The organism is Marinobacter vinifirmus (genome assembly GCF_002258215.1).
In the GTDB taxonomy this organism is placed as follows: domain Bacteria; phylum Pseudomonadota; class Gammaproteobacteria; order Pseudomonadales; family Oleiphilaceae; genus Marinobacter; species Marinobacter vinifirmus.
Window position 1 is genome coordinate 394,834 of sequence record NZ_NEFY01000001.1, and the last position, 18,669, is coordinate 413,502.

The 18,669-nt window shown below is 59.8% G+C and carries 16 protein-coding genes; 9 read left to right on the forward strand and 7 right to left on the reverse strand.

Annotation, left to right across the window (positions count from 1 at the left end; genetic code table 11):
• The first annotated feature begins 202 nt into the window (after positions 1-202).
• Positions 203-751, forward strand: coding sequence for a cytochrome b (locus B9Q17_RS01875; RefSeq protein WP_094623872.1), 549 nt, complete (start codon positions 203-205; stop codon positions 749-751).
• Positions 752-804: 53 nt separating this feature from the next.
• Positions 805-1,386: a YceI family protein gene (locus tag B9Q17_RS01880; RefSeq protein ID WP_022989955.1), complete on the forward strand. Its 582-nt coding sequence runs from the start codon at positions 805-807 to the stop codon at positions 1,384-1,386.
• 69 nt (positions 1,387-1,455) lie between these two features.
• On the opposite strand, the gene B9Q17_RS01885 is transcribed toward B9Q17_RS01880, so the two are convergent.
• On the reverse strand, positions 1,456-1,692 hold the full coding sequence (locus B9Q17_RS01885; RefSeq protein ID WP_022989954.1) for a hypothetical protein: 237 nt from the start codon (positions 1,690-1,692) through the stop codon (positions 1,456-1,458).
• Between the two features lie 219 nt (positions 1,693-1,911).
• On the opposite strand from B9Q17_RS01885, the gene parC reads away from it, so the two are divergent.
• Both parC and serB read left to right on the forward strand, forming a co-directional pair.
• Positions 1,912-4,224, forward strand: a complete 2,313-nt coding sequence (parC, locus tag B9Q17_RS01890; RefSeq protein WP_094623873.1) for a DNA topoisomerase IV subunit A — start codon at positions 1,912-1,914, stop codon at positions 4,222-4,224.
• Positions 4,217-5,449: a phosphoserine phosphatase SerB gene (serB, locus tag B9Q17_RS01895; RefSeq protein ID WP_094623874.1), complete on the forward strand. Its 1,233-nt coding sequence runs from the start codon at positions 4,217-4,219 to the stop codon at positions 5,447-5,449. The genes parC and serB overlap by 8 nt, the downstream gene beginning before the upstream one ends.
• Positions 5,450-5,509: 60 nt before the next feature.
• On the opposite strand, the gene B9Q17_RS01900 is transcribed toward serB, so the two are convergent.
• From B9Q17_RS01900 to epmB, 3 genes are all read right to left on the reverse strand, one after another.
• Positions 5,510-7,594 carry an EAL domain-containing response regulator gene (locus B9Q17_RS01900; RefSeq protein ID WP_094623875.1) on the reverse strand — a complete coding sequence of 695 codons (2,085 nt, stop codon included), beginning with the start codon at positions 7,592-7,594 and terminating at the stop codon, positions 5,510-5,512.
• 108 nt (positions 7,595-7,702) lie between these two features.
• Complete coding sequence (locus tag B9Q17_RS01905) at positions 7,703-9,508, reverse strand: cyclic-di-GMP receptor FimW-related protein (protein WP_094623876.1); 1,806 nt, start codon at positions 9,506-9,508, stop codon at positions 7,703-7,705.
• A 174-nt stretch (positions 9,509-9,682) separates the two neighbouring features.
• Positions 9,683-10,780, reverse strand: a complete 1,098-nt coding sequence (gene epmB, locus B9Q17_RS01910) for an EF-P beta-lysylation protein EpmB (RefSeq protein WP_094623877.1) — start codon at positions 10,778-10,780, stop codon at positions 9,683-9,685.
• A 45-nt stretch (positions 10,781-10,825) separates the two neighbouring features.
• On the opposite strand from epmB, the gene efp reads away from it, so the two are divergent.
• Both efp and epmA read left to right on the forward strand, forming a co-directional pair.
• Entirely contained in the window at positions 10,826-11,401 is a 576-nt protein-coding gene (efp, locus tag B9Q17_RS01915; RefSeq protein WP_022989948.1) for an elongation factor P, read from the forward strand.
• Positions 11,402-11,410: 9 nt separating this feature from the next.
• Positions 11,411-12,379 carry an EF-P lysine aminoacylase EpmA gene (gene epmA, locus B9Q17_RS01920; protein ID WP_094623878.1) on the forward strand — a complete coding sequence of 323 codons (969 nt, stop codon included), beginning with the start codon at positions 11,411-11,413 and terminating at the stop codon, positions 12,377-12,379.
• Positions 12,380-12,393: 14 nt separating this feature from the next.
• Here the strand turns inward: epmA and asd are convergent, their stop codons facing one another.
• Together asd and rsgA are read right to left on the reverse strand one after the other, a co-directional pair.
• Entirely contained in the window at positions 12,394-13,260 is an 867-nt protein-coding gene (gene asd, locus B9Q17_RS01925) for an archaetidylserine decarboxylase (RefSeq protein WP_094623879.1), read from the reverse strand.
• A 97-nt stretch (positions 13,261-13,357) separates the two neighbouring features.
• Positions 13,358-14,413: a small ribosomal subunit biogenesis GTPase RsgA gene (gene rsgA, locus B9Q17_RS01930; RefSeq protein WP_094623880.1), complete on the reverse strand. Its 1,056-nt coding sequence runs from the start codon at positions 14,411-14,413 to the stop codon at positions 13,358-13,360.
• 426 nt (positions 14,414-14,839) lie between these two features.
• On the opposite strand from rsgA, the gene orn reads away from it, so the two are divergent.
• On the forward strand, positions 14,840-15,382 hold the full coding sequence (gene orn / locus B9Q17_RS01935; protein WP_094623966.1) for an oligoribonuclease: 543 nt from the start codon (positions 14,840-14,842) through the stop codon (positions 15,380-15,382).
• On the opposite strand, the gene queG is transcribed toward orn, so the two are convergent.
• A complete protein-coding gene (queG, locus tag B9Q17_RS01940; protein ID WP_094623881.1) occupies positions 15,372-16,466 on the reverse strand; it encodes a tRNA epoxyqueuosine(34) reductase QueG in 1,095 nt (364 codons plus the stop codon). The two genes, orn and queG, sit on opposite strands and share 11 nt — an antisense overlap.
• A gap of 130 nt (positions 16,467-16,596) precedes the next feature.
• On the opposite strand from queG, the gene B9Q17_RS01945 reads away from it, so the two are divergent.
• A complete protein-coding gene (locus B9Q17_RS01945) occupies positions 16,597-18,153 on the forward strand; it encodes an NAD(P)H-hydrate dehydratase (protein WP_094623882.1) in 1,557 nt (518 codons plus the stop codon).
• Positions 18,150-18,647, forward strand: a complete 498-nt coding sequence (gene tsaE, locus B9Q17_RS01950; protein WP_094623883.1) for a tRNA (adenosine(37)-N6)-threonylcarbamoyltransferase complex ATPase subunit type 1 TsaE — start codon at positions 18,150-18,152, stop codon at positions 18,645-18,647. Before B9Q17_RS01945 ends, tsaE begins: the two co-directional genes overlap by 4 nt.
• Positions 18,648-18,669 lie beyond the last annotated feature (22 nt).

Below are 18,669 nucleotides of genomic sequence, written 5' to 3' on the forward strand. Positions count from 1 at the left end.
GAGTAAATTTTATATCCGCCATGAATTTCGACAATCCGTAGAACCGCATACGCCAAAAGTGGTGGATGTCAACCTCTGTGGATTCTTGATCAGAAATTCTGATGCTGGCCTGCAAAACATTCTGGTTGGTTCACTGTCGGAGGCTCTCTAGACTAGCGCGTAAAGATTGCGAACTCGATTTCAGCCCGGGAGGGGCATTGGCATGTCGCTAAAGAATTCTGAACATAACTATGGCTGGCTTGCCGTTGTCCTGCACTGGCTGGTTGCCGTGGTTGTAGTGGGGCTGTTTGCCCTGGGGTTCTGGATGGTGGATCTGTCCTACTATGATGAATGGTATCGAAAGGGACCAGGCCTGCACCGGAGCATTGGCCTGATACTGTTTGCGGTGGTGGTGTTCCGGTTGCTGTGGCGGTTTATCAACACCAGCCCCAGGCCCCTGGCTAACCACCAGCGCTGGGAAGTCGTTTCGGCCCACGTGGCCCACAGCCTGCTGTACGTGCTGATGTTTGTGGCGATGGTCAGTGGCTACCTGATTACCACGGCAGACGGTTCGTCGATCAGTGTCTTCGGCTTGTTCGACGTGCCGTCCGTTACCGGTCAGGTGAAAGGTATGGAAGACACTGCGGGTGCCGTTCACTACTGGAGTACCTGGGCACTGGTCGGCCTGGCGGGCATACACGCCCTGGGCGCCCTGAAACATCACTTTATAGACCGGGATGAAACCTTACGCCGGATGTCAGGCCGCGCCTGACTGCCGGAATGTTGTAGAAATTGCTCAAATAAACTGTGTAACAGGAGAACACCATGAAAAAGATTTTCTTGGCATCTGCATTGTCACTGGCCGTTGCCGGCACCGTTCAGGCGGATGATCACAGCGGCACCTACGCGTTTGATACCCAGGGTGCGCACCAGTTCGTCACCTTCAAGATTTCTCACCTGGGTTACAGCTGGCTGTATGGTCGTTTTAACGACTTCGATGGCGAGTTCACCTACGACGCGGAAAACCCGGAGAACAGCTCCGTATCTGTAACCATCGATACCTCCAGCGTCGACTCCAACCACGCCGAGCGGGACAAGCACCTGCGCAGCGAAGACTTCCTGCACGTGGGCGAGTTCCCGGAAGCCACCTTCAAGAGCAAGCGCGTAGTGCTGGATGAAGAAGGCGAGGCAGACATTATCGGCGACCTGACCCTGCGCGGCGTAACCCGCGAAGTGACCCTGGACACCGAACTGCTGGGCCACGGCCAGGATCCCTGGGGCGGTTACCGGATGGGTTTCGAGGCTGAAACCGAGCTGAAACTGAAAGATTTCGGTATTCCGATGGATCTGGGCAAGGCCTCAGAGACGGTGAAAATCGAGATTTCTGTAGAAGGTATTCGTCAGTAAGTACGAAAAAAGGCGGCTCGGGAATAACCCCGGGCCGCCTTTTCAGCTATTTCCTTTCCTGAACACCGCTCAGCTTTCCTGGGCGTTTCCTGTGTGTTCTGCAGACCGGCACAAGTAACGCTGCCGCCAGAACTGCCCCGAAAAAACCACGATCCAGATAACGAAACCCGCCCATAGATAGGGCTCGGGTACCTGGAAGGTGCCACTGATAGCAAACTCCACCAGTAGCATCAGGACAACCGCCAGAACGGCGTTGACCAGGGCCGTGACCATGGCGTGCCCGCAGGCTTTCAGATTGGGTTTCATAGGTTTCCGCTTGGTTAAAGATAAGACGGCTTTCTACTCACTGTGGCGAGAATACGGCGCACCTTACAGACTCTCCATGCGGGAATTCCGCTATTGGAAATTGGTGTATCCGGGCTGGCGTCCATATAATGTGCCGACATTGCCCGAAGCACACAGCGGGCACAGAGGTTAGCACCACAACCACATTTCAAAACAGGCAGTTAAGGCAAAGAGGCATCTATGCCAGAGTTTCAGACAACGGATGAAGGTTTCGAGCGGGTCTCCCTCAGGGATTATACCGAGAAGGCCTATCTGGACTATTCCATGTACGTCATCCTCGACCGGGCATTGCCCAACGTGGGTGACGGGCTCAAGCCGGTCCAGCGCCGGATTGTATATGCCATGTCGGAGCTGGGCCTGAAGTCCACCTCCAAGTACAAGAAGTCCGCCCGTACCGTGGGTGACGTGTTGGGTAAGTTCCATCCCCATGGCGACAGCGCCTGTTATGAAGCCATGGTGCTGATGGCCCAGCCGTTTTCCTACCGCTATCCGCTGGTAGACGGCCAGGGTAACTGGGGTTCCCCGGACGATCCCAAGTCCTTTGCCGCCATGCGTTATACCGAGTCCCGCCTGGCGCCCTTCGCCGATGTGCTGCTGGGGGAGCTGGGGCAGGGCACCGTGGACTGGACGCCTAACTTTGATGGCACCATGGAAGAACCTTCGGTACTGCCGGCACGCCTGCCCCATGTGCTGCTGAACGGCACTACCGGCATTGCCGTGGGTATGGCGACCGACATTCCGCCCCACAACGTGCGGGAAGTGACAGCTGCCTGTATCCGCCTGCTGGATGAGCCGGATGCCACCGTTGACCAGCTGTGTGAACACATCAAGGGCCCGGATTTCCCGACCCGTGCCGAAATCATTACCCCGCGCAAAGACCTGCGGCAAATGTACGAAACTGGCCGCGGTTCGCTGCGCATGCGCGCCCGCTGGGTTCGCGAGAGCGGAGAGGTAGTCATTACCGACCTGCCGCACCAGGTTTCCGGTAACCGGGTGCTGGAGCAGATTGCCCAGCAGATGCAAACCAAGAAGCTGCCCATGGTGGCAGACCTTCGGGACGAGTCAGACCACGAAAATCCCACCCGCCTGGTGATTGTGCCGCGTTCCAACCGGGTAGACCTGGACGGCCTGATGGCCCACCTGTTTGCCAGCACAGACCTTGAGAAAACCTACCGGGTGAACATCAATGTGATCGGCAATGACGGCCGCCCCGGGGTGAAAGGCCTGCGTACCATGCTGACCGAGTGGCTGGCGTTCCGGAAAACCACCGTCACCCGCCGCCTGCAGCATCGCCTGGATAAGGTCCTGGCGCGCCTGCACATTCTGGAAGGTTTGCTGATCGCTTATCTGAATATCGATGAAGTGATCGAGATTATCCGTACCGAAGACAAGCCCAAGGCCGAGTTGATGGCCCGTTTCGGGCTGTCGGCGGACCAGGCCGAAGCCATCCTCGAGCTGAAACTGCGCCACCTGGCCAAGCTCGAGGAAATGAAGATCCGTGGCGAACAGGACGAGCTGGCCGCCGAGCGCGACGAGCTGCAGTCCATTCTGGGCTCGGAAGACCGTTTGCGGGAACTGATCAAGACCGAGCTGAAGCAGGATGCCGAAACCTTCGGTGATGATCGCCGTTCACCGATCGTTGAGCGGGAAGAGGCCCGGGCCTTCAGTGAAACCGATCTGGTATCCAACGACCCGGTTACCGTTGTGCTGTCTGACAAAGGCTGGGTGCGGGCCGCCAAGGGCCATGATATTGACCCGGTGGGCCTCAGCTACAAGTCTGGCGACCGCTTTGCCCTGGCTGCCCGGGGCCGCAATAACCAGCATGCCATCTTCCTGGACTCCACCGGCCGGGCCTATGCCCTGATGGCTCATAGTCTGCCTTCTGCCCGGGGGCAGGGTGAGCCTTTGACCGGCCGCATCAACCCGCCGTCCGGCGCCACCTTCTCCGGCTTGCTGATGGGTAATCCTGAGCGTAAGGCGTTGCTGGTGACCGATGGCGGCTACGGCTTTGTGACGTCACTGAACGACATGGTCAGCAAGAACCGCGCCGGCAAGGCGGTGGTTTCGGTGCCGAAGGGGGCGCGGATCATGCCCCCGGTGGTAATCCCGGAAACCGCGTCCACCCTGTACCTTGCCGCCATTTCCAATGAGGGCCGGATGCTGGTGTTCCCGCTCACAGAGCTGCCGGAACTGGCCAAGGGTAAGGGCAACAAGATCATCAGTATTCCCTCGGCCCGGGTGCAGAGCCGTGAAGAGTATGTGGTTGCGGTCGCCGTGTTCGGCGAGGAAGACCAGGTGGAAGTGAAAGCCGGCAAGCGCAAGCTGGGGCTGAAATTCGGCGACCTGGAACATTACCTCGGTGAGCGTGGGCGTCGCGGCCACAAGTTGCCGAGAGGCTTGCAGCGGGTGGATGGTATCGACGTGATTCCGTCTGCATCCCGGGCGCAGGAAGAAGCACAGGAACAGGAAGGGGAGAGCACAGACAGTGAGTGAGCTGGTACTGGTAAACGTATCCGGGCGCGACAAGCCCGGGCTGACGTCGGAAATTACCGGCATCATGGGCCAGTATGATGTGCGCATCCTGGATATCGGCCAGGCGGTGATCCACGATCACCTGACCTGGGGCATCCTGATCGAAATTCCGGACGAGTCCAAGTCGTCTCCGGTCATCCGGGACCTGCTGTTCCGACTGCACTCGCTGGACCTGCAGGTGCGCTTCGCACCGATTACCGTCGAGGAGTACCAGGCCTGGGCGGAAGGCCGTAACCGTGCCTGCTACATCGTGACCCTGCTGTCCCGTGACATCAAGGCAGAACAGATTGCCCGGGTATCGGCGATTACCGCCCGCCATGGCCTGAACATCGATAACATCACCCGGCTGTCGGCCCGGCCTTCGCTGAATTCGTCCGATAACCGGATTGCCTGTGTGGAGTTCTCGGTGCGCGGCACGCCATCAGACCTGGAGCAGCTGCGGGCGGATTTCCTGCACATTGCCGGCGAGATGAATGTGGATATCGCCTTCCAGGAAGATTCCATCTTCCGGCGTAATCGCCGCCTGGTGGTGTTTGATATGGACTCCACCCTGATCGAGGCGGAAGTGATCGACGAGCTGGCCCATGAAGCCGGTGTCGGCGAGCAGGTGGCCGAAATCACCGAGCGGGCCATGCATGGCGAGCTGGATTTCAGCCAGAGCTTTGCCGAGCGCCTGGCGCTGCTGAAAGGCCTCGATGAATCCGTTCTGGAGGGTATCGCTAACCGCCTGCGTATGACCGAGGGCGCCGAGCACCTGATCCGCAGCCTGAAGGCGCTGGGCTATCGTACGGCTATTCTGTCTGGCGGCTTCACCTACTTTGCCCGCCACCTGCAGCAGAAGCTGGGCATCGATTATATCTATGCCAACGAGCTGGAGATTGTCGACGGCAAGGTGACCGGCCAGGTAAAGGGCCAGATTGTCGATGGCAAGCGCAAGGCCGAGTTGCTGCTGGAGATTGCCGGGAAGGAGCATATCTCCCGGGAGCAGGTGATTGCCGTGGGTGATGGTGCCAACGACCTGCCCATGCTCAGCCAGGCTGGCCTGGGCGTGGCGTTCCGGGCCAAGCCGCTGGTGAAGGAGTCCGCCCGGCACTCCATCTCCACCCTGGGGCTGGATGCGATTCTCTACCTGATCGGTTTCCGGGAAAGCGAAACCAACCTGTTTTTGCAGAATCCCGACCGCTGAAACGAACAAAGGGCGAGGTATCACACCTCGCCCTTTGTTTTTCTGGCACCTGTTGCCGGATCAGCCTGCCCCGAAATCGTAGTTCATGGCCGGCGACGGTGCCTGCAGGTAGTTACCCTGGATAAAGTTCACACCCGCCTGGTACAGCAGGGCCAGCACGCTGGCATGCTGCACATCCGGGATGATGGTGATCTTGCCAGCGTTCTGAAGGCCCTTCACCATGGCTTTCAGTTGCTCCTTGCCGGCATCACCCTTGTCCACTTCCTCCACAAAGGATCCATCCAGGCGAACGTAGTCGGCTTCAATGTGTTTCAGGGTGTTGTACGGGTCCAGCGCGCAGCCGAACTGGGAGATAGACACCTTGCTGTGCAGCTGGTGCGCCGCCTTGGTGAACTCCTTGGCCTGCTTCATGAAGTTGTTGGCATCGCCTTCACGGAACTGGAAGATCAGGGCATCACCGGGCAGCCTCGCGGCTTGCAGGGCAACGCTCAGCCAGGGTGTGAAGGTCTTGTCCTGAACGGTTTCAGCAGACAGGTTGAGGAACAGCCGGGTATCGTGGCCGCTGGCACGATGGCTGGCCAGTTGCTTGATGGTCTGCAGGATCATCCAGCGGTCAATCCGGGTGGCGGCATCGTCACGGCCAACCGGCGGCAGCTTGTCGAAGGGCGAGACTTCGTTGTTGTCTTTATCCAGCATCAACACGGTGACTTCGTAGTGCTCATCGCCTTCACCGCGCAGGTTCATGATCGGCTGGTACATCACCCGGAACCGGCCATCTTCCATGGCCTTGAGAATCGCATCGGCGGAATTGGATTCCTCGATGGTTTCGTAGTCTGCGGGGTTGTATACCTTGACGCCGTTGCCGCGCTCGTGGCCTTCCAGTTTCTTTACATCGCCGGAAGCGACATGGGCACGCCCCATCAGGTCTTCAGCCTTCGGGGAGTTCTCCGTAATGGCGGCAACACCAATGGATACCGTTAGCGGCACGGTACGGCCATTGATGTCGAACAGGTGATCATCCACCGCCTTGCGAACGCCCTCGCACAGCATGGCCATGCCTTTCTCGTCACAGGGCATGCACATCATGCAGAAGGCGTCGTCGCTGAGCCGGGCCAGGGTAATGCCCTCGCCGCTGTTGTCCTTGAGCAGGGCGGCAACATCGCCCAGCAACAGGTCTGTGCCGGAGATGCCGATCTGGTGTTTGATGCTCTGGAAGTTGTCCAGGGCAATGTAGGCAAGGGCACCGGTCTGGTTGTTCTTGCCTGCCTCGGCGATGGTGCGGGCCAGTTCGTCCATTAGGTACTGACGGTTGTAAAGGCCGGTGAGCAGGTCCTGGCTGCTGATCTGCTTCAGCTTTTCTTCCAGCTCGGCATCATTGTGTTCCGGTTGCAGCACAATCTGGGTGCAGGCTTCGCCGTCGTAGGTGGCGGCAGAGACCGACATGGTAACGGCCAGCTCCTGGTCGTCGCTGCGGCGGGCGGTGCAGTTCATGGTCATGCCGTCTTTGCGTTCTTCGGCAAAGGCTTTCATGAATTCCTTGTACCGCTCCTGGCTCTCCGGCGTCAGGGTATCCAGGACCGGGATGCAAATCAGGTCGTCGATATCGTCGTAGCCGAGGAATTCCATGTACGACTGGTTGGCGTAGATGTGCATGCCGTCGTTGATGTAGGCAATGGCATCCTTGGAGCTTTCCAGCAGCAGCTGGCAACGCTGCTCGGCTTCGCGCAGGTGGGATTCGAGGGTTCGGCGCCGGCGCCGGTCTTCCAGTGCGGCAAGCTCACGCTTGGCCACCAGAACCAGCAAGTCTTTGTATTCAAAGGGTACTGCATCCTGGGCGCCGGCCCGGATGATGTTGACGGTACGCTCGCGATCGTATTCTTCAGTCAGCAGAACAAAGGGAATGTCCTTGTCCATCCGTTTGATGGTAGCCAGGGCATCATCCGGGCCGAATTCCTGCTCCAGGTCCCGGGCCAGGAACAGGTCCCAGTTGGAGTTTTTCAGGGCGTCTTCGAGGTCTTCTTCGGATGTGATTCTGTGCGCCCTGGTCGCTTTGCCGGAGTTGCGCAGCAAGCTGACCATGGATTCTGCGTCGTTCTGGGAGGGATCCAGAATCAGAAGGTGTACGGTCGCGGTTTTTTTCTGCATTCCGAGGGCTCTGCATCAAGAAAGGTAGACATACGTTAATGCCTGAATGATGCAGGGGTTGGCGACCAATAACAACCCTGAAGCGCCCCGGTTGTGGCAGGCGTCCCGTTACAGGGACGGCCAGAGGGAGTCGAATTCGTCTTCCCGGCTACCTGGTGCAGACGGCGGATTCTGGTTATCTCCGGGGAGTATTTCCGGGCTGCGCAGCTTCAGCTCGAACTGGCTGATGCTGCCGGTTGAGGAGACTTTCTTCAGCAGTTGACCGTGGTCTTCCCGGCCATCGTGCATCAGTGAAATGCGGCTGCCGGTCTGGAATGGAAGCCGGGGCGTAATCAGGGTGGCTGCGTGATGCACCGCACTGATTTCCGGTAACAACAAGCCCCGGAGGTATTCACTGCTGTTGCCCATTTTCTGGATCAGCCGGATGGCGCAGGGGGCTGCACTGGGGGCCAGCAATTCAATGCCGATCTGGGTGCCCTGGTTGCGTACTTGCCGCAACCAGCGAACCACCGCAATGCTCCAGGGGTGGCTGCTTTGCTCCCGAACCCCGAGAACTTCTCCGGCCTGCAGGGTTTTGGGTACGTTGTTCTCCCAGGCCACGCAGTAACCGCCGGGGCTGGTGTTCACCAGCAGCGCGTGGTGGGACTTGGGCAGGTTGCGGTCGTGATGTTCGGTAACCGCATTGGTGCTGCCGCGGAAGGTGATCGGGGTGTCAACCGAGTGTAGCCGGTCGTCGTGTGGGCCTGCATCGTGGGCTTCAGACCAGGCATCGGCTTTGCGGTTGGCATTGCGGATAAAACGGTTGTCCTGGTGGTGGCCGTTGTCGTTGCCATCCAGGAACTCCGCAAAGCTCTTCTCGCCCGAGACGAAGTAATGGGTGGCCGACAGGCCAACAGAGATTTCCAGGGTGCCCTGGCTGGCGATACGGTTAAAGTTACGCTTGGCAATGATGCCGAGCGCCTGGCTCAGGTGGGTGAGCAAGGTATCGCTGACCCGGCCGGGAACCTCCAGGCGGGTCTGGGCCTTGCTGTGGGATCTGCGGGCATCAAGGGTTTCGGACAGATAGCCGGATAGCTCCTGGGTGTCGAAGCCGAATCCGTTGTCGCCTGCCTTGCCTTCCAGCAGGCTACGGTAGACCGGAGCGCTGTCCCGCTCCATATTGACCACGAACAGGCTGTCAGGGCCGACATCAGGGCCGCATTGGCAGTATTTTGTCCAGCCTTCGAACAACTCGTAGATCTGGGTCAGCTCGGATTGCCGCAGCTGGTTCGGGCGCGCGCATCCGAGTAACAGGATGCGTATATAGCTGTCGGCCACGGTGCTGCCCCGGCTTGCGCTCAGGGTGTCGTCTTCCACATCGTGGTCTGCCAGCTTGTTTCGGCAGGCAAAGCGGTACAGCCGGTGACATTCAAGCCAGCTGTGGGCCGGGCTGGGGCAGTAGAGCTGGTGCGAACGGACAATGGTGGCCGCCAGTTCGGAAATCGCCCGATGGATGGCGATGGCAATGTGTTTGCGGTTCTTGTCCAGGCCACCGTTATCCAGGTATTCCAGCAGGCAGAGCTTATAGCCGGAAGCCAGGTGCAGCTGAAGGGCCTGGGTCAGGTTGGCAATCTTGCGCTGTTTTTCCGGCAGGGCGACGGCCAGGCCCAGGAAGTGGCGCGAAAGCTCGTTGCACACGAAGTGGATGCTGCCGCGGATAGCCTCCAGGTACTGGATGCGCATCTGGGGTGTCAGAAACAGGTGGTTGAGCTCGATAATGGCGTGGTAAAGCTGCCGCGATGATTCGCCAATATTGGCCATCGGCAGCTGGTCGACCCAGGCCCGGAATGCCTTCGGCGTTGTATCGCAAAACGACAGGCTTGCTGTTTTCTGCTCGGGAACCTTGAGCTCTGGTTTGAGTATCGTGCCTTCCATGTTCTCACGCCAATGTCTGGGCAGCATCGTATTCGGGCTGAAATTGCCACAAATACAGGCCGTTATTGTTAGTCGGTCATGAACTCTAAGATAGCAAAGCGGCAACAAAAAGCGAGAAAAACACGAGTTGACAATGTTTTACAAGTTGCGGTGCGCCAACTTATGCGACAGGTCTCAAACTCCGACAGGAATCGGGGTCTTGCTGGCCTCTCCGGGCAGCTCCCGAACCAGCTTTGGCACCAGGAATCCCGGGAGTTGCTCCATGAGTTCCCGCACCAGTGTTGCAGCCCTGGCATCACTGACATCGAAATGGTGGGCGCCGGCGACCGGGTCGAAGGCATGCAGGTAGTAGGGCAGTACGCCGGCCTCGAACAGGGACTCGCTCAGCTGAGCCAGGGTTGCCGCTGAATCGTTCACGCCGCGCAGAATAACGCTCTGGTTAAGCAGGGTGACACCGGCGGCTTTCAGCTTCCGGAAGGCCTCTTGGGTGGCGTCATCGATTTCTGCCGGATGGTTGATATGCACCACCAGCACGGTTTGCAGTCGGGTGTTCGACAGCCAGTCCAGCAGCTGGTCGTTGACCCGTTGAGGGATCACCACTGGCAGCCTTGAGTGGATTCTCAGCCGGCGCAGGTGCGGCACGGTATCCAGTTGTTGTGCCCAGCTGGCCAGCAGCTGGTCGTTGACGGCCAGGGGGTCGCCACCACTGAAGATGATTTCGTTGATCTCGGGGCTTTGATGCAGGGTGTCGATAACTTGCCGGCGGTCATCCGGGCCAATCTTCTGGGAGCTATAGGGGAAGTGGCGGCGGAAACAGTAGCGGCAGTTGATCGCGCACTGGCCGGTCACCATCAGCAGGGCACGGCTGCGGTATTTCCGGATCAGCCCGGTGGTCTGGATGGCGCTGTCTTCCTGCAGCGGGTCGCGAACAAAGCCCGGTTGCTCGGCGGTTTCTTCCAGCAGGGGCAGTACCTGCCGCAGCAACGGGTCGTCCGGGTTGCCCGGCTGCATTCGCTCGATAAAGGGTTCCGGAACCCTTATCGGGAACAGCGTATGGCCCGCCTGTGCGCCGCCCAGCCAACGCTCGACCGGTAACCCAAGGCGCTCCAGCAGCTGTTCCGGCCGGGTGACAGACTGGCTCAGGATCTGCTGCCACGAGGAGCCGGAATCCTGCTTCGGGGCAATGTTCTGTGTGCGGGACGCGGGTTGGCTCAAATCACGGGCTTCTGTCAAATCATGGGCTTCTATAGGGGAGGGGGTTCGCTGTATCATAGCGACCTTTGAAAATTTAACGACAGTCTGTCAGGTGGACATTTCATGGCTTCATATTCTACCAACGAATTTCGTAGCGGTCTCAAGGTTTTGCTGGATGGCGACCCTTGTATCATGCTTGAGAACGAATTCGTCAAGCCGGGCAAGGGCCAGGCATTCAACCGTGTAAAACTGCGCAACCTGATGACCAACCGGGTCTGGGAACGTACGTTCAAGTCCGGCGAATCCCTGGAAGCGGCCGACGTAGTCGAGCAGGACATGGAATACCTGTATACCGACGGCGAGTTCTGGCATTTCATGCTGACTGACGGCTCCTTCGAGCAGTTCGCTGCCGATGCCAAGGCGGTAGGCGATACCGTGAAATGGCTGAAAGAGCAGGACGTATACACGGTGACCCTGTACAACGGTGCGCCGCTGTCTGTTACGCCGCCTAACTTTGTGGAACTGGAAGTGGTGGATACCGATCCGGGCATGAAGGGCGACACAGCCCAGGGTGGCTCCAAGCCGGCAACCCTGTCTACCGGCGCCGTGGTGAACGTGCCCCTGTTCATCACCATTGGTGAGGTGCTGAAAGTAGACACCCGCTCCGGTGAATACGTGAACCGCGTCAAGAGCAGCTGATCCCTGCCCATGACTGACAAACCTGTCTGGCAGCCCACTGCCTCGCGGGATGTTCTGAAAAACCGCGCACAGCTACTGGCATACGTGCGCGGCTTTTTTGCACAACGGCAGGTGCTGGAGGTGGAAACCCCGGTGCTTGGCCGCCATGGCGTAACCGATGTGAACCTGGACGGCATCCCGGCTTCGGTCAATGCGCCCGGCATCACGTCCGGCTGGCTGCAGACTTCCCCCGAATACCATATGAAACGGCTGCTGGCGGCCGGTTCCGGCTCTATTTTCCAGGTTGCCCGGGTGTTCCGGAATGGCGAGCGCGGGCGCCGCCACAACCCGGAATTCTCGATGCTGGAGTGGTACCGGGAGGGTTTTGACGACCGGCAGCTGATGGCCGAGGTGGCGGACCTGGTCTGCGGCTGGCTCGGTTGCAAGCGCCCCCTGGTGCTTGCCTACAGGGATGCGGTGCAGGCCTATGCCGGTTTTGACCCGATGAAAGTCAGCGATCGGGACCTGGCCCGCTATTGCGAACAATGGCTGGAGCCGGAGCAGCTGGCCGGCATGGGGCGGGATGCCTGCCTGGACCTGGTGATGAGCTTTGTGGTGGAGCCGAAGCTGGGCGTGGATGCCCCGGTATTCCTGACCCGCTATCCGGCCGCGCAGGCAGCGCTTGCCAGGGTATCCGATGACGACGGCTTTGCCGTTGCCCACCGGTTCGAGCTCTATATCAATGGCCTGGAGCTGTGTAACGGCTACTGGGAATTGACCGACCCGCAGGAACAGCTGCAACGATTCGAGGCGGATAACCGACAGCGCCGGGCGGCAGGAAAATCGGAAATGGCGGTCGACCAGGCGTTTCTTGACGCGCTGGATGCCGGCTTGCCGGAGTCTTCCGGGGTTGCGCTGGGCCTGGATCGGTTGTTAATGCTGAAGGTGGGAGCAGCCAGCATCGAAGAGGTGCTGGCATTTCCGGTCGAGCGGGCCTGAGCCCGCCGCCCTGGTCAGGCCTTTGAGGCGCGCAAGGTGCCGAAGGCTTCGCCCATGCGTACGGTTTTACCGGGCACCTGGTTCGGCTTCCATTTCATGGAGCCCCTGGGCATCACCAGCACCACGGTAGAGCCCAGCCGGAACCGACCCATTTCCTCGCCTTTCTCGAAGCTGACGGCCTCGTCGCCCTGATACTGCCAGTGGGATACCTTATGGGGGTTGGGTGCAATCACACCGCCCCAGGTGGTTTCTACACTACCGACAATCATTGCGCCGACCAGAACCAGTGCCATGGGGCCGGCTTCGGTATCAAAGATACAGGCTACCCGCTCGTTGCGGGCGAACAGGTTGGGCACGTTTTCCGCGGTTACCGGGTTAACGGAGAACAGCTTGCCCGGCACGTAGACCATTTCCCGAAGAGTGCCGGCCAGCGGCATGTGCACCCGGTGGTAGTCTTTCGGTGACAGGTAAATGGTGGAGAACTCACCTTCGGCAAAAGGCTTTGCCCGTTCCTCGTCACCACCGAGCAGTTCGGTCAGGCTGAAAGACTGGCCCTTGGCCTGGAACACCCGGTCGTCGCCGACCTGGCCGATCTGGCTGATGGCGCCGTCTACCGGGCTGACAAAGGTATCGGCAGCGTCTGCGACCGGCCGGATGCCGGGCTTCAGGGCCCGGGTAAAAAACTCGTTGAAGGTGGCGTAGGCCTCGGGGTTGGACTCGGCCGCCTCGCTCATATCCACGCCATAGCGATTGATAAACCAGCGGGTGAAGCGGTTTTTAAGTGCGGGTGACTTGTCGCTGTCGGCAAAACGGCCAGCCAGGCGGGAAACCGCCAGTTGCGGCGTTACGTACTGGCTCAGGACAAACAGTTTATCAAGCATCCGGAAAGTCTCTTACCTCGGGAAAGCGGCGAAGTTTATCAAAACGCAGCCGCCGAATAGAAATGAATTCGTGCCATAAGGGGTGTTGATGTCACGGTCAGGGCAGCTTCAGGCCGCGGGCCTGTTGTTCGGCCATGTCTTGCAGAATCCGGTGGAAACTCTTCAGTCGCTCAGTGGAAATGTCCCCCTCCGCAGCCGCCCTCTCCAGGGCGCAGCCCGGATCACCCATGTGCCGGCAGTTACGGAACTTGCACAGGCCGATCAGTGGCCGGATTTCCCGGAACCCGTACTCCAGCTCCTGGGGTGTCATATGCCACAAGCCAAACTCCCGGATACCCGGAGAATCAATCAGGTCACCGCCGCCGGGCAGGTGAAACAGCTTGGCGGTCGTGGTGGTGTGCACACCTTTACCGGTACTCTCTGAGACCGCGCCCACCCGCAACAGTTCATCCGGCAGCAGGGTCTGGATGATCGACGACTTGCCCACACCGGACTGCCCCACAAACACACTGGTCTTGCCCCGCACCAGCGCCTCGACTTCTGGCGCCGCTTCGCCCTCACAGGCTGCAGCCGACGTGCGTTCAACCTGGTAACCCAGGGCTTCGTAGCGGGCCAGCAGGGTTTCGATCTGCTCCCGGTTACGATCGTTAATCAGGTCGGTCTTGTTCAGCAGAATCACCGCCGGAATATCGGTGCTTTCCGAAGCCACCAGGTAGCGGTCAATCAGGTTGTCATGGGGCTCGGGCTCGGGGGCGATCACCAGAATAATGTGGTCAATATTCGCCGCCACCGGCTTCAGCGCCCCGAAATTATCCGGCCGCTGCAGCAGGTTGTCCCGCTCGCACCTGGCCACAATTACCCCGGTTTCACTCTTCCCGGGCCGCCAGACCACCCGGTCGCCAGTTACCAGGCTGTCGATATTGGCCCGGACAAAACACCGGAACACCTGCCCGGTGTCTTCGCCTTCCAGCGCCTCGATATCCAGTTGCTGCCCGTAGTGGGCAATCACCAGCCCTTCCTGCTCCGGCCCCAATTCCCCGGCCTCGGCCTGAGCCTCCACGGCTTTTTCCTTACGGGCCATGCGCTCGGTGCGTTCTTTCTGGATTTTCTCGATGCGCCACTGCTGGCGTTTGTTCAGTTTTCTCTTGGCCATCGGCTCTCAAATGTTCCGGGGGAAGTGGTGTGACACATGATACGTGAATCATGGACAATAGGCAGAGTTTCTGATGTTTGGCGCATGTCTGTCTGGACTCTGACTTGGGTGCAGGTGCTGGCCGGGGACACCTTTCCGGGAGACGCTACGAGCACGTCCCTGTGCGCTTGACTGAAGCCATCCTTGGCTTCAGACACTCCCGGAAAGGTGTCCCCGGCCAGCACCACTAACCACGGCGTGGGTTTCAGCTCAACACGCGGCCAGCAATGTAGCCCGAAGTGCAGGTGTGGTTGTGCTTTCCGGAAATGTGCGGAGCCATGGATGGCGGAGCAGAAGCGCCACATGGATGTGCCGCAAGGAGCGGTTTCCGGAAAGCACAACCACACCTGCACCAGCTCCCAAACTAAACCGCATAGGAAAAAAAGAATGCCCGACCACAACCGTTTAGTGTGGATAGACCTCGAGATGACCGGCCTGGATCCGGAGAAAGAGCGGATCATCGAGATGGCCACGATTGTTACCGATTCGGAACTGAACCTGGTGGCCGAAGGCCCGGTGATTGCCATTCACCAGCCTGACAGCCTGCTGGACGCTATGGACGAATGGTGCACCAACACCCACGGCGCCAGTGGCCTCACCCAGCGGGTGAAGGACAGCAAAACCAGCGAAGCAGAAGCTGAGCAGGAAACCCTGGCGTTCCTGAAGCAGTATCTGTCTGCCGGCGAATCACCGCTGTGTGGCAACAGCATCGGCCAGGATCGCCGGTTTCTGGTGAAGTACATGCCGGAGCTGGAAGCCTTCTTCCACTACCGGAACCTGGACGTCTCGACCATCAAGGAACTGGCCCGTCGCTGGCGGCCGGACGTGCTGGATAGCGTGAAGAAGAAAGGCAGCCACCTGGCGCTGGACGATATCCGCGATTCCATCGAGGAACTGCGCCACTACCGCGAGCACTTCTTCAAGCTGTAAGGCCGTGCCGGCGCAACGCCCAGGTAACGTGCTCCCGCACCAGTTCTGACGGGTGGTCCGCCCGTTGCTTCAGTGCCTCGATCACCGGAATGGTGCTCGGGGCATTGCCCAGTCCTACCGCCAGGTTGCGCAGCCAGTTCTCGTAGCCGGTTCTGCGTATAGCAGAGCCTTCGGTGTTTTTCAGAAACTGCTCTTCCGTCCACAGGAACAACTCGGCCAGGTTGGTGTTGTCCAGGCCGTGTCTGGGCTGGAAGTCGTCTTCCCGGGTGGGCTTGCTGAATTTGTTCCAGGGGCATACCAGCTGGCAATCGTCGCAACCGAATACCCGGTTCCCCATTTTCGGGCGCAGCTCTTCCGGAATCGGGCCTTTCAGTTCAATGGTCAGGTAGCTGATGCAGCGGCGGGCATCCAGTAAGTGAGCGCCAACAAAGGCATCGGTCGGGCACACTTCCAGGCAGGCGGAGCAGGAGCCGCAGTGCTGTTTGTCGAAGGGCTCATCCACCGGCAGCGGTGCGCTGGTGAAGATTTCACCGAGGAAAAAGTAAGAGCCGGCTTTCGGGTGAATCAGCATGTTGTTCTTGCCGATCCAGCCCAGCCCGGCCCTTTGCGCCAGCCCCCGCTCAAGGACTGGGGCGCTGTCCACAAAGGCCCGGTAGTCGTAGCCACTGACGGCTTCATCGATCTGTTTGGCCAGTGTAGCCAGGCGTTTGCGCATCAGCTTGTGGTAGTCCCGCCCCAGGGCATAGCGGGTGATGTAGGCGGTTTCCCGGTTAGTAAGCGCTTGTTTCGGGTTGTCGGGCGAAGGCAGGTAATCCATGCGCACGGAGATGACCCGTAGGGTGCCGGGTACCAGGGAGTCCGGGGTGTAACGTTTGTCGCCGTGATCGGCCATGTAGGCCATGTCGCCGTGGTAACCCGCGGCCAGCCAGCGTTGCAGGCGTTCGGCATGGGGGCCGGTGTCGGCCAGGGTAATGCCGGCATCGGCGAAGCCGAGATCCTTTGCCCACTGCCGGATTTGCCCCGGCAGGGTGGTCAGTTCGGTGCCGGAAGGGTGATTTTCTGTGGTCTCGGGCTGGCTGGTCATGATCGCAACGTCGGCCTTTCAAGCCTGCAGAGATTTAATTTGATTAAGTTATGACCTTTTTTCCTGTTTTGCTATGCTTAACAGGTATCTGGCCAATTTTCTTAAACCGGTTTCTTTAACGGGATGCCCCATGCGCTACGCGGACAGTCTACCAGAAGCCCTGTACTCCGCCGACTCGGTTCGAGCGATGGATCGGTATCTTATTGATCAGCAGGGTGTTGATGGCTTTGAGTTGATGCAGTCCGCGGCCAGGGGAGCGTTTCGCCAACTGCTCCGGCACTGGCCGTCTCCCGCATCGATTCTGGTGCTGTGCGGGGCTGGCAACAATGGTGGCGATGGTTACCTGATCGCCCTGAATGCCCATAAGCAGGGGATTCCTGTGCAGTGTGTGGCGGTCAGCCCGGCCGGCAAGCTGTCGGGGGATGCACTCAAGGCCTTCAAGGCTGCCGAACAGGCCGGTGTTGCCGTGTCTGATTTCACCGGGTTGCCGGAAGGTGACCTGGCCCGACGGCTTGCCGCTGCCGGCGTGGTGGTGGATGCCATGTTGGGTACCGGTGTGGCGGGTGCTCCCCGGGAACCGTTTGCCGGCATTATCCAGGCATTAAACCAGGCCCGGGTGCCGGTGCTGGCAGTGGATTTGCCTTCGGGCCTGAATGCTACGACGGGTGCGGCTGAAGGCGAGGTGGTTCGTGCCACGGTTACGGTCACGTTTATCGGCGCCAAGGCCGGGCTGTTTACCGGTGCAGGTGCCGGTGTTTGCGGGCGGGTGGTTTTTGAATCCCTGGGCGTGCAGGAGCAGTTGCAAGGCTATGCCGGCCAGCCGCTGGCAAGTTTGCAGTCCTGGGCCCGGTGCCGGGATTGGTTTCCTGAGCGGCCCCTGAACGCCCATAAAGGGCAGTTTGGCCATGTGTTGGTGGTGGCGGGTGATCGTGGCTTTGGTGGTGCCGGCATCATGGCGGCAGAGGCCGCGGCCCGTTCCGGCGCGGGGCTGGTCAGCCTGGCTACCCGGCCTGAGTATGTAACCGCGGCCCTGGCCCGGTGTCCGAATGTCATGTGCCATGGCCTGATTCATGGGTCGGAACTGGCGCCGCTGTTGCAGCAGGCAGACATTGTGGTGTGTGGCCCGGGCATTGGCCGCTCGGCCTGGGGCCAGCAGATGTTGCAGCAGGTTCTCGACAGCGGGAAACCGCAGGTGCTGGATGCCGACGCCCTGAACCTGATGGCTGCCCGTGCGGTGGCAACGGCCGACAATCGCGTGCTGACCCCGCACCCGGGAGAGGCGGCACGGCTGCTGGAATGCAGCGTGGCCGAGATTGAAGCAGACCGTCTGAGAGCGGCTACACGGATTCAGAAGCTTTGGGGTGGTATCGTTCTGCTCAAAGGTGCAGGAACCGTGATTACCGACGGGTCCAACACGCCGTTTGTGGTGGCCGGGGGCAATCCCGGTATGGCAACCGGAGGCATGGGTGATGTGTTGTCCGGCATGATCGGAGCGTTTCTTGGCCAGCTGGAGGATTTTACCCGGGCCACGGTTGCGGCGGCCTCTGCCCACCTGGCAGCGGCAGACCTGGCATCGGAAAGGGTTGGATACAAATCCCTGGTGCCAGCAGATGTCCTGGATGCTTTGCCGCCGGTATTGAAGCAAACTGAAACCATGTCATTCCATGACGACCGGGAGGCGCGATGAGTATTTTTGGCAACGAACGCCGGTTGTTTCTCGAAGGCGAGGCCGAAACCGTGAAGCTGGGCTCCGAGCTGGCCCGGCTGGCCCAGGCCTCGGAGCAGGGGCTGACGGTGTTTCTGGATGGCGACCTGGGTATGGGCAAAACCACCCTGAGCCGCGGTGTGATTCGTGCCCTGGGCCATGAAGGCGCGGTTAAAAGCCCCACCTATACGCTGGTGGAGCCCTATGAAGACCTGGAACCGCCGGTTTACCACTTCGACCTGTACCGGCTGGGCGATCCTGAAGAACTGGAATACATGGGTATCCGTGACTATTTCGCCAGTCGCAGTTTCCGCCTGATCGAATGGCCGGAGCGCGGCGACGGCATATTGCCGGACCCGGATATCGAGATTCACCTGGAACGGGAAGGCGAGGGGCGTTCGGTCGTGCTCAGGGCACGTTCGGAACTGGGCGCCAGCCTGCTGAACGAAATTGAGTTAATTGGGCCGGAATCATGAGAGTTGTACTTGGGTTCTTGTT

What these genes read in the sequence shown, in the direction of transcription:
- B9Q17_RS01945 (WP_094623882.1), top strand. Translation starts at nt 16,597, where the DNA reads ATGCGCTACGCGGACAGTCTACCAGAAGCCCTGTACTCCGCCGACTCG.
- rsgA (WP_094623880.1), bottom strand. Translation starts at nt 14,413, where the DNA reads ATGGCCAAGAGAAAACTGAACAAACGCCAGCAGTGGCGCATCGAGAAA.
- efp (WP_022989948.1), top strand. Translation starts at nt 10,826, where the DNA reads ATGGCTTCATATTCTACCAACGAATTTCGTAGCGGTCTCAAGGTTTTG.
- parC (WP_094623873.1), top strand. Translation starts at nt 1,912, where the DNA reads ATGCCAGAGTTTCAGACAACGGATGAAGGTTTCGAGCGGGTCTCCCTC.
- B9Q17_RS01900 (WP_094623875.1), bottom strand. Translation starts at nt 7,594, where the DNA reads ATGCAGAAAAAAACCGCGACCGTACACCTTCTGATTCTGGATCCCTCC.
- epmB (WP_094623877.1), bottom strand. Translation starts at nt 10,780, where the DNA reads ATGATACAGCGAACCCCCTCCCCTATAGAAGCCCATGATTTGACAGAA.
- tsaE (WP_094623883.1), top strand. Translation starts at nt 18,150, where the DNA reads ATGAGTATTTTTGGCAACGAACGCCGGTTGTTTCTCGAAGGCGAGGCC.
- B9Q17_RS01885 (WP_022989954.1), bottom strand. Translation starts at nt 1,692, where the DNA reads ATGAAACCCAATCTGAAAGCCTGCGGGCACGCCATGGTCACGGCCCTG.
- orn (WP_094623966.1), top strand. Translation starts at nt 14,840, where the DNA reads ATGCCCGACCACAACCGTTTAGTGTGGATAGACCTCGAGATGACCGGC.
- epmA (WP_094623878.1), top strand. Translation starts at nt 11,411, where the DNA reads ATGACTGACAAACCTGTCTGGCAGCCCACTGCCTCGCGGGATGTTCTG.
- B9Q17_RS01875 (WP_094623872.1), top strand. Translation starts at nt 203, where the DNA reads ATGTCGCTAAAGAATTCTGAACATAACTATGGCTGGCTTGCCGTTGTC.
- asd (WP_094623879.1), bottom strand. Translation starts at nt 13,260, where the DNA reads ATGCTTGATAAACTGTTTGTCCTGAGCCAGTACGTAACGCCGCAACTG.
- B9Q17_RS01905 (WP_094623876.1), bottom strand. Translation starts at nt 9,508, where the DNA reads ATGGAAGGCACGATACTCAAACCAGAGCTCAAGGTTCCCGAGCAGAAA.
- B9Q17_RS01880 (WP_022989955.1), top strand. Translation starts at nt 805, where the DNA reads ATGAAAAAGATTTTCTTGGCATCTGCATTGTCACTGGCCGTTGCCGGC.
- queG (WP_094623881.1), bottom strand. Translation starts at nt 16,466, where the DNA reads ATGACCAGCCAGCCCGAGACCACAGAAAATCACCCTTCCGGCACCGAA.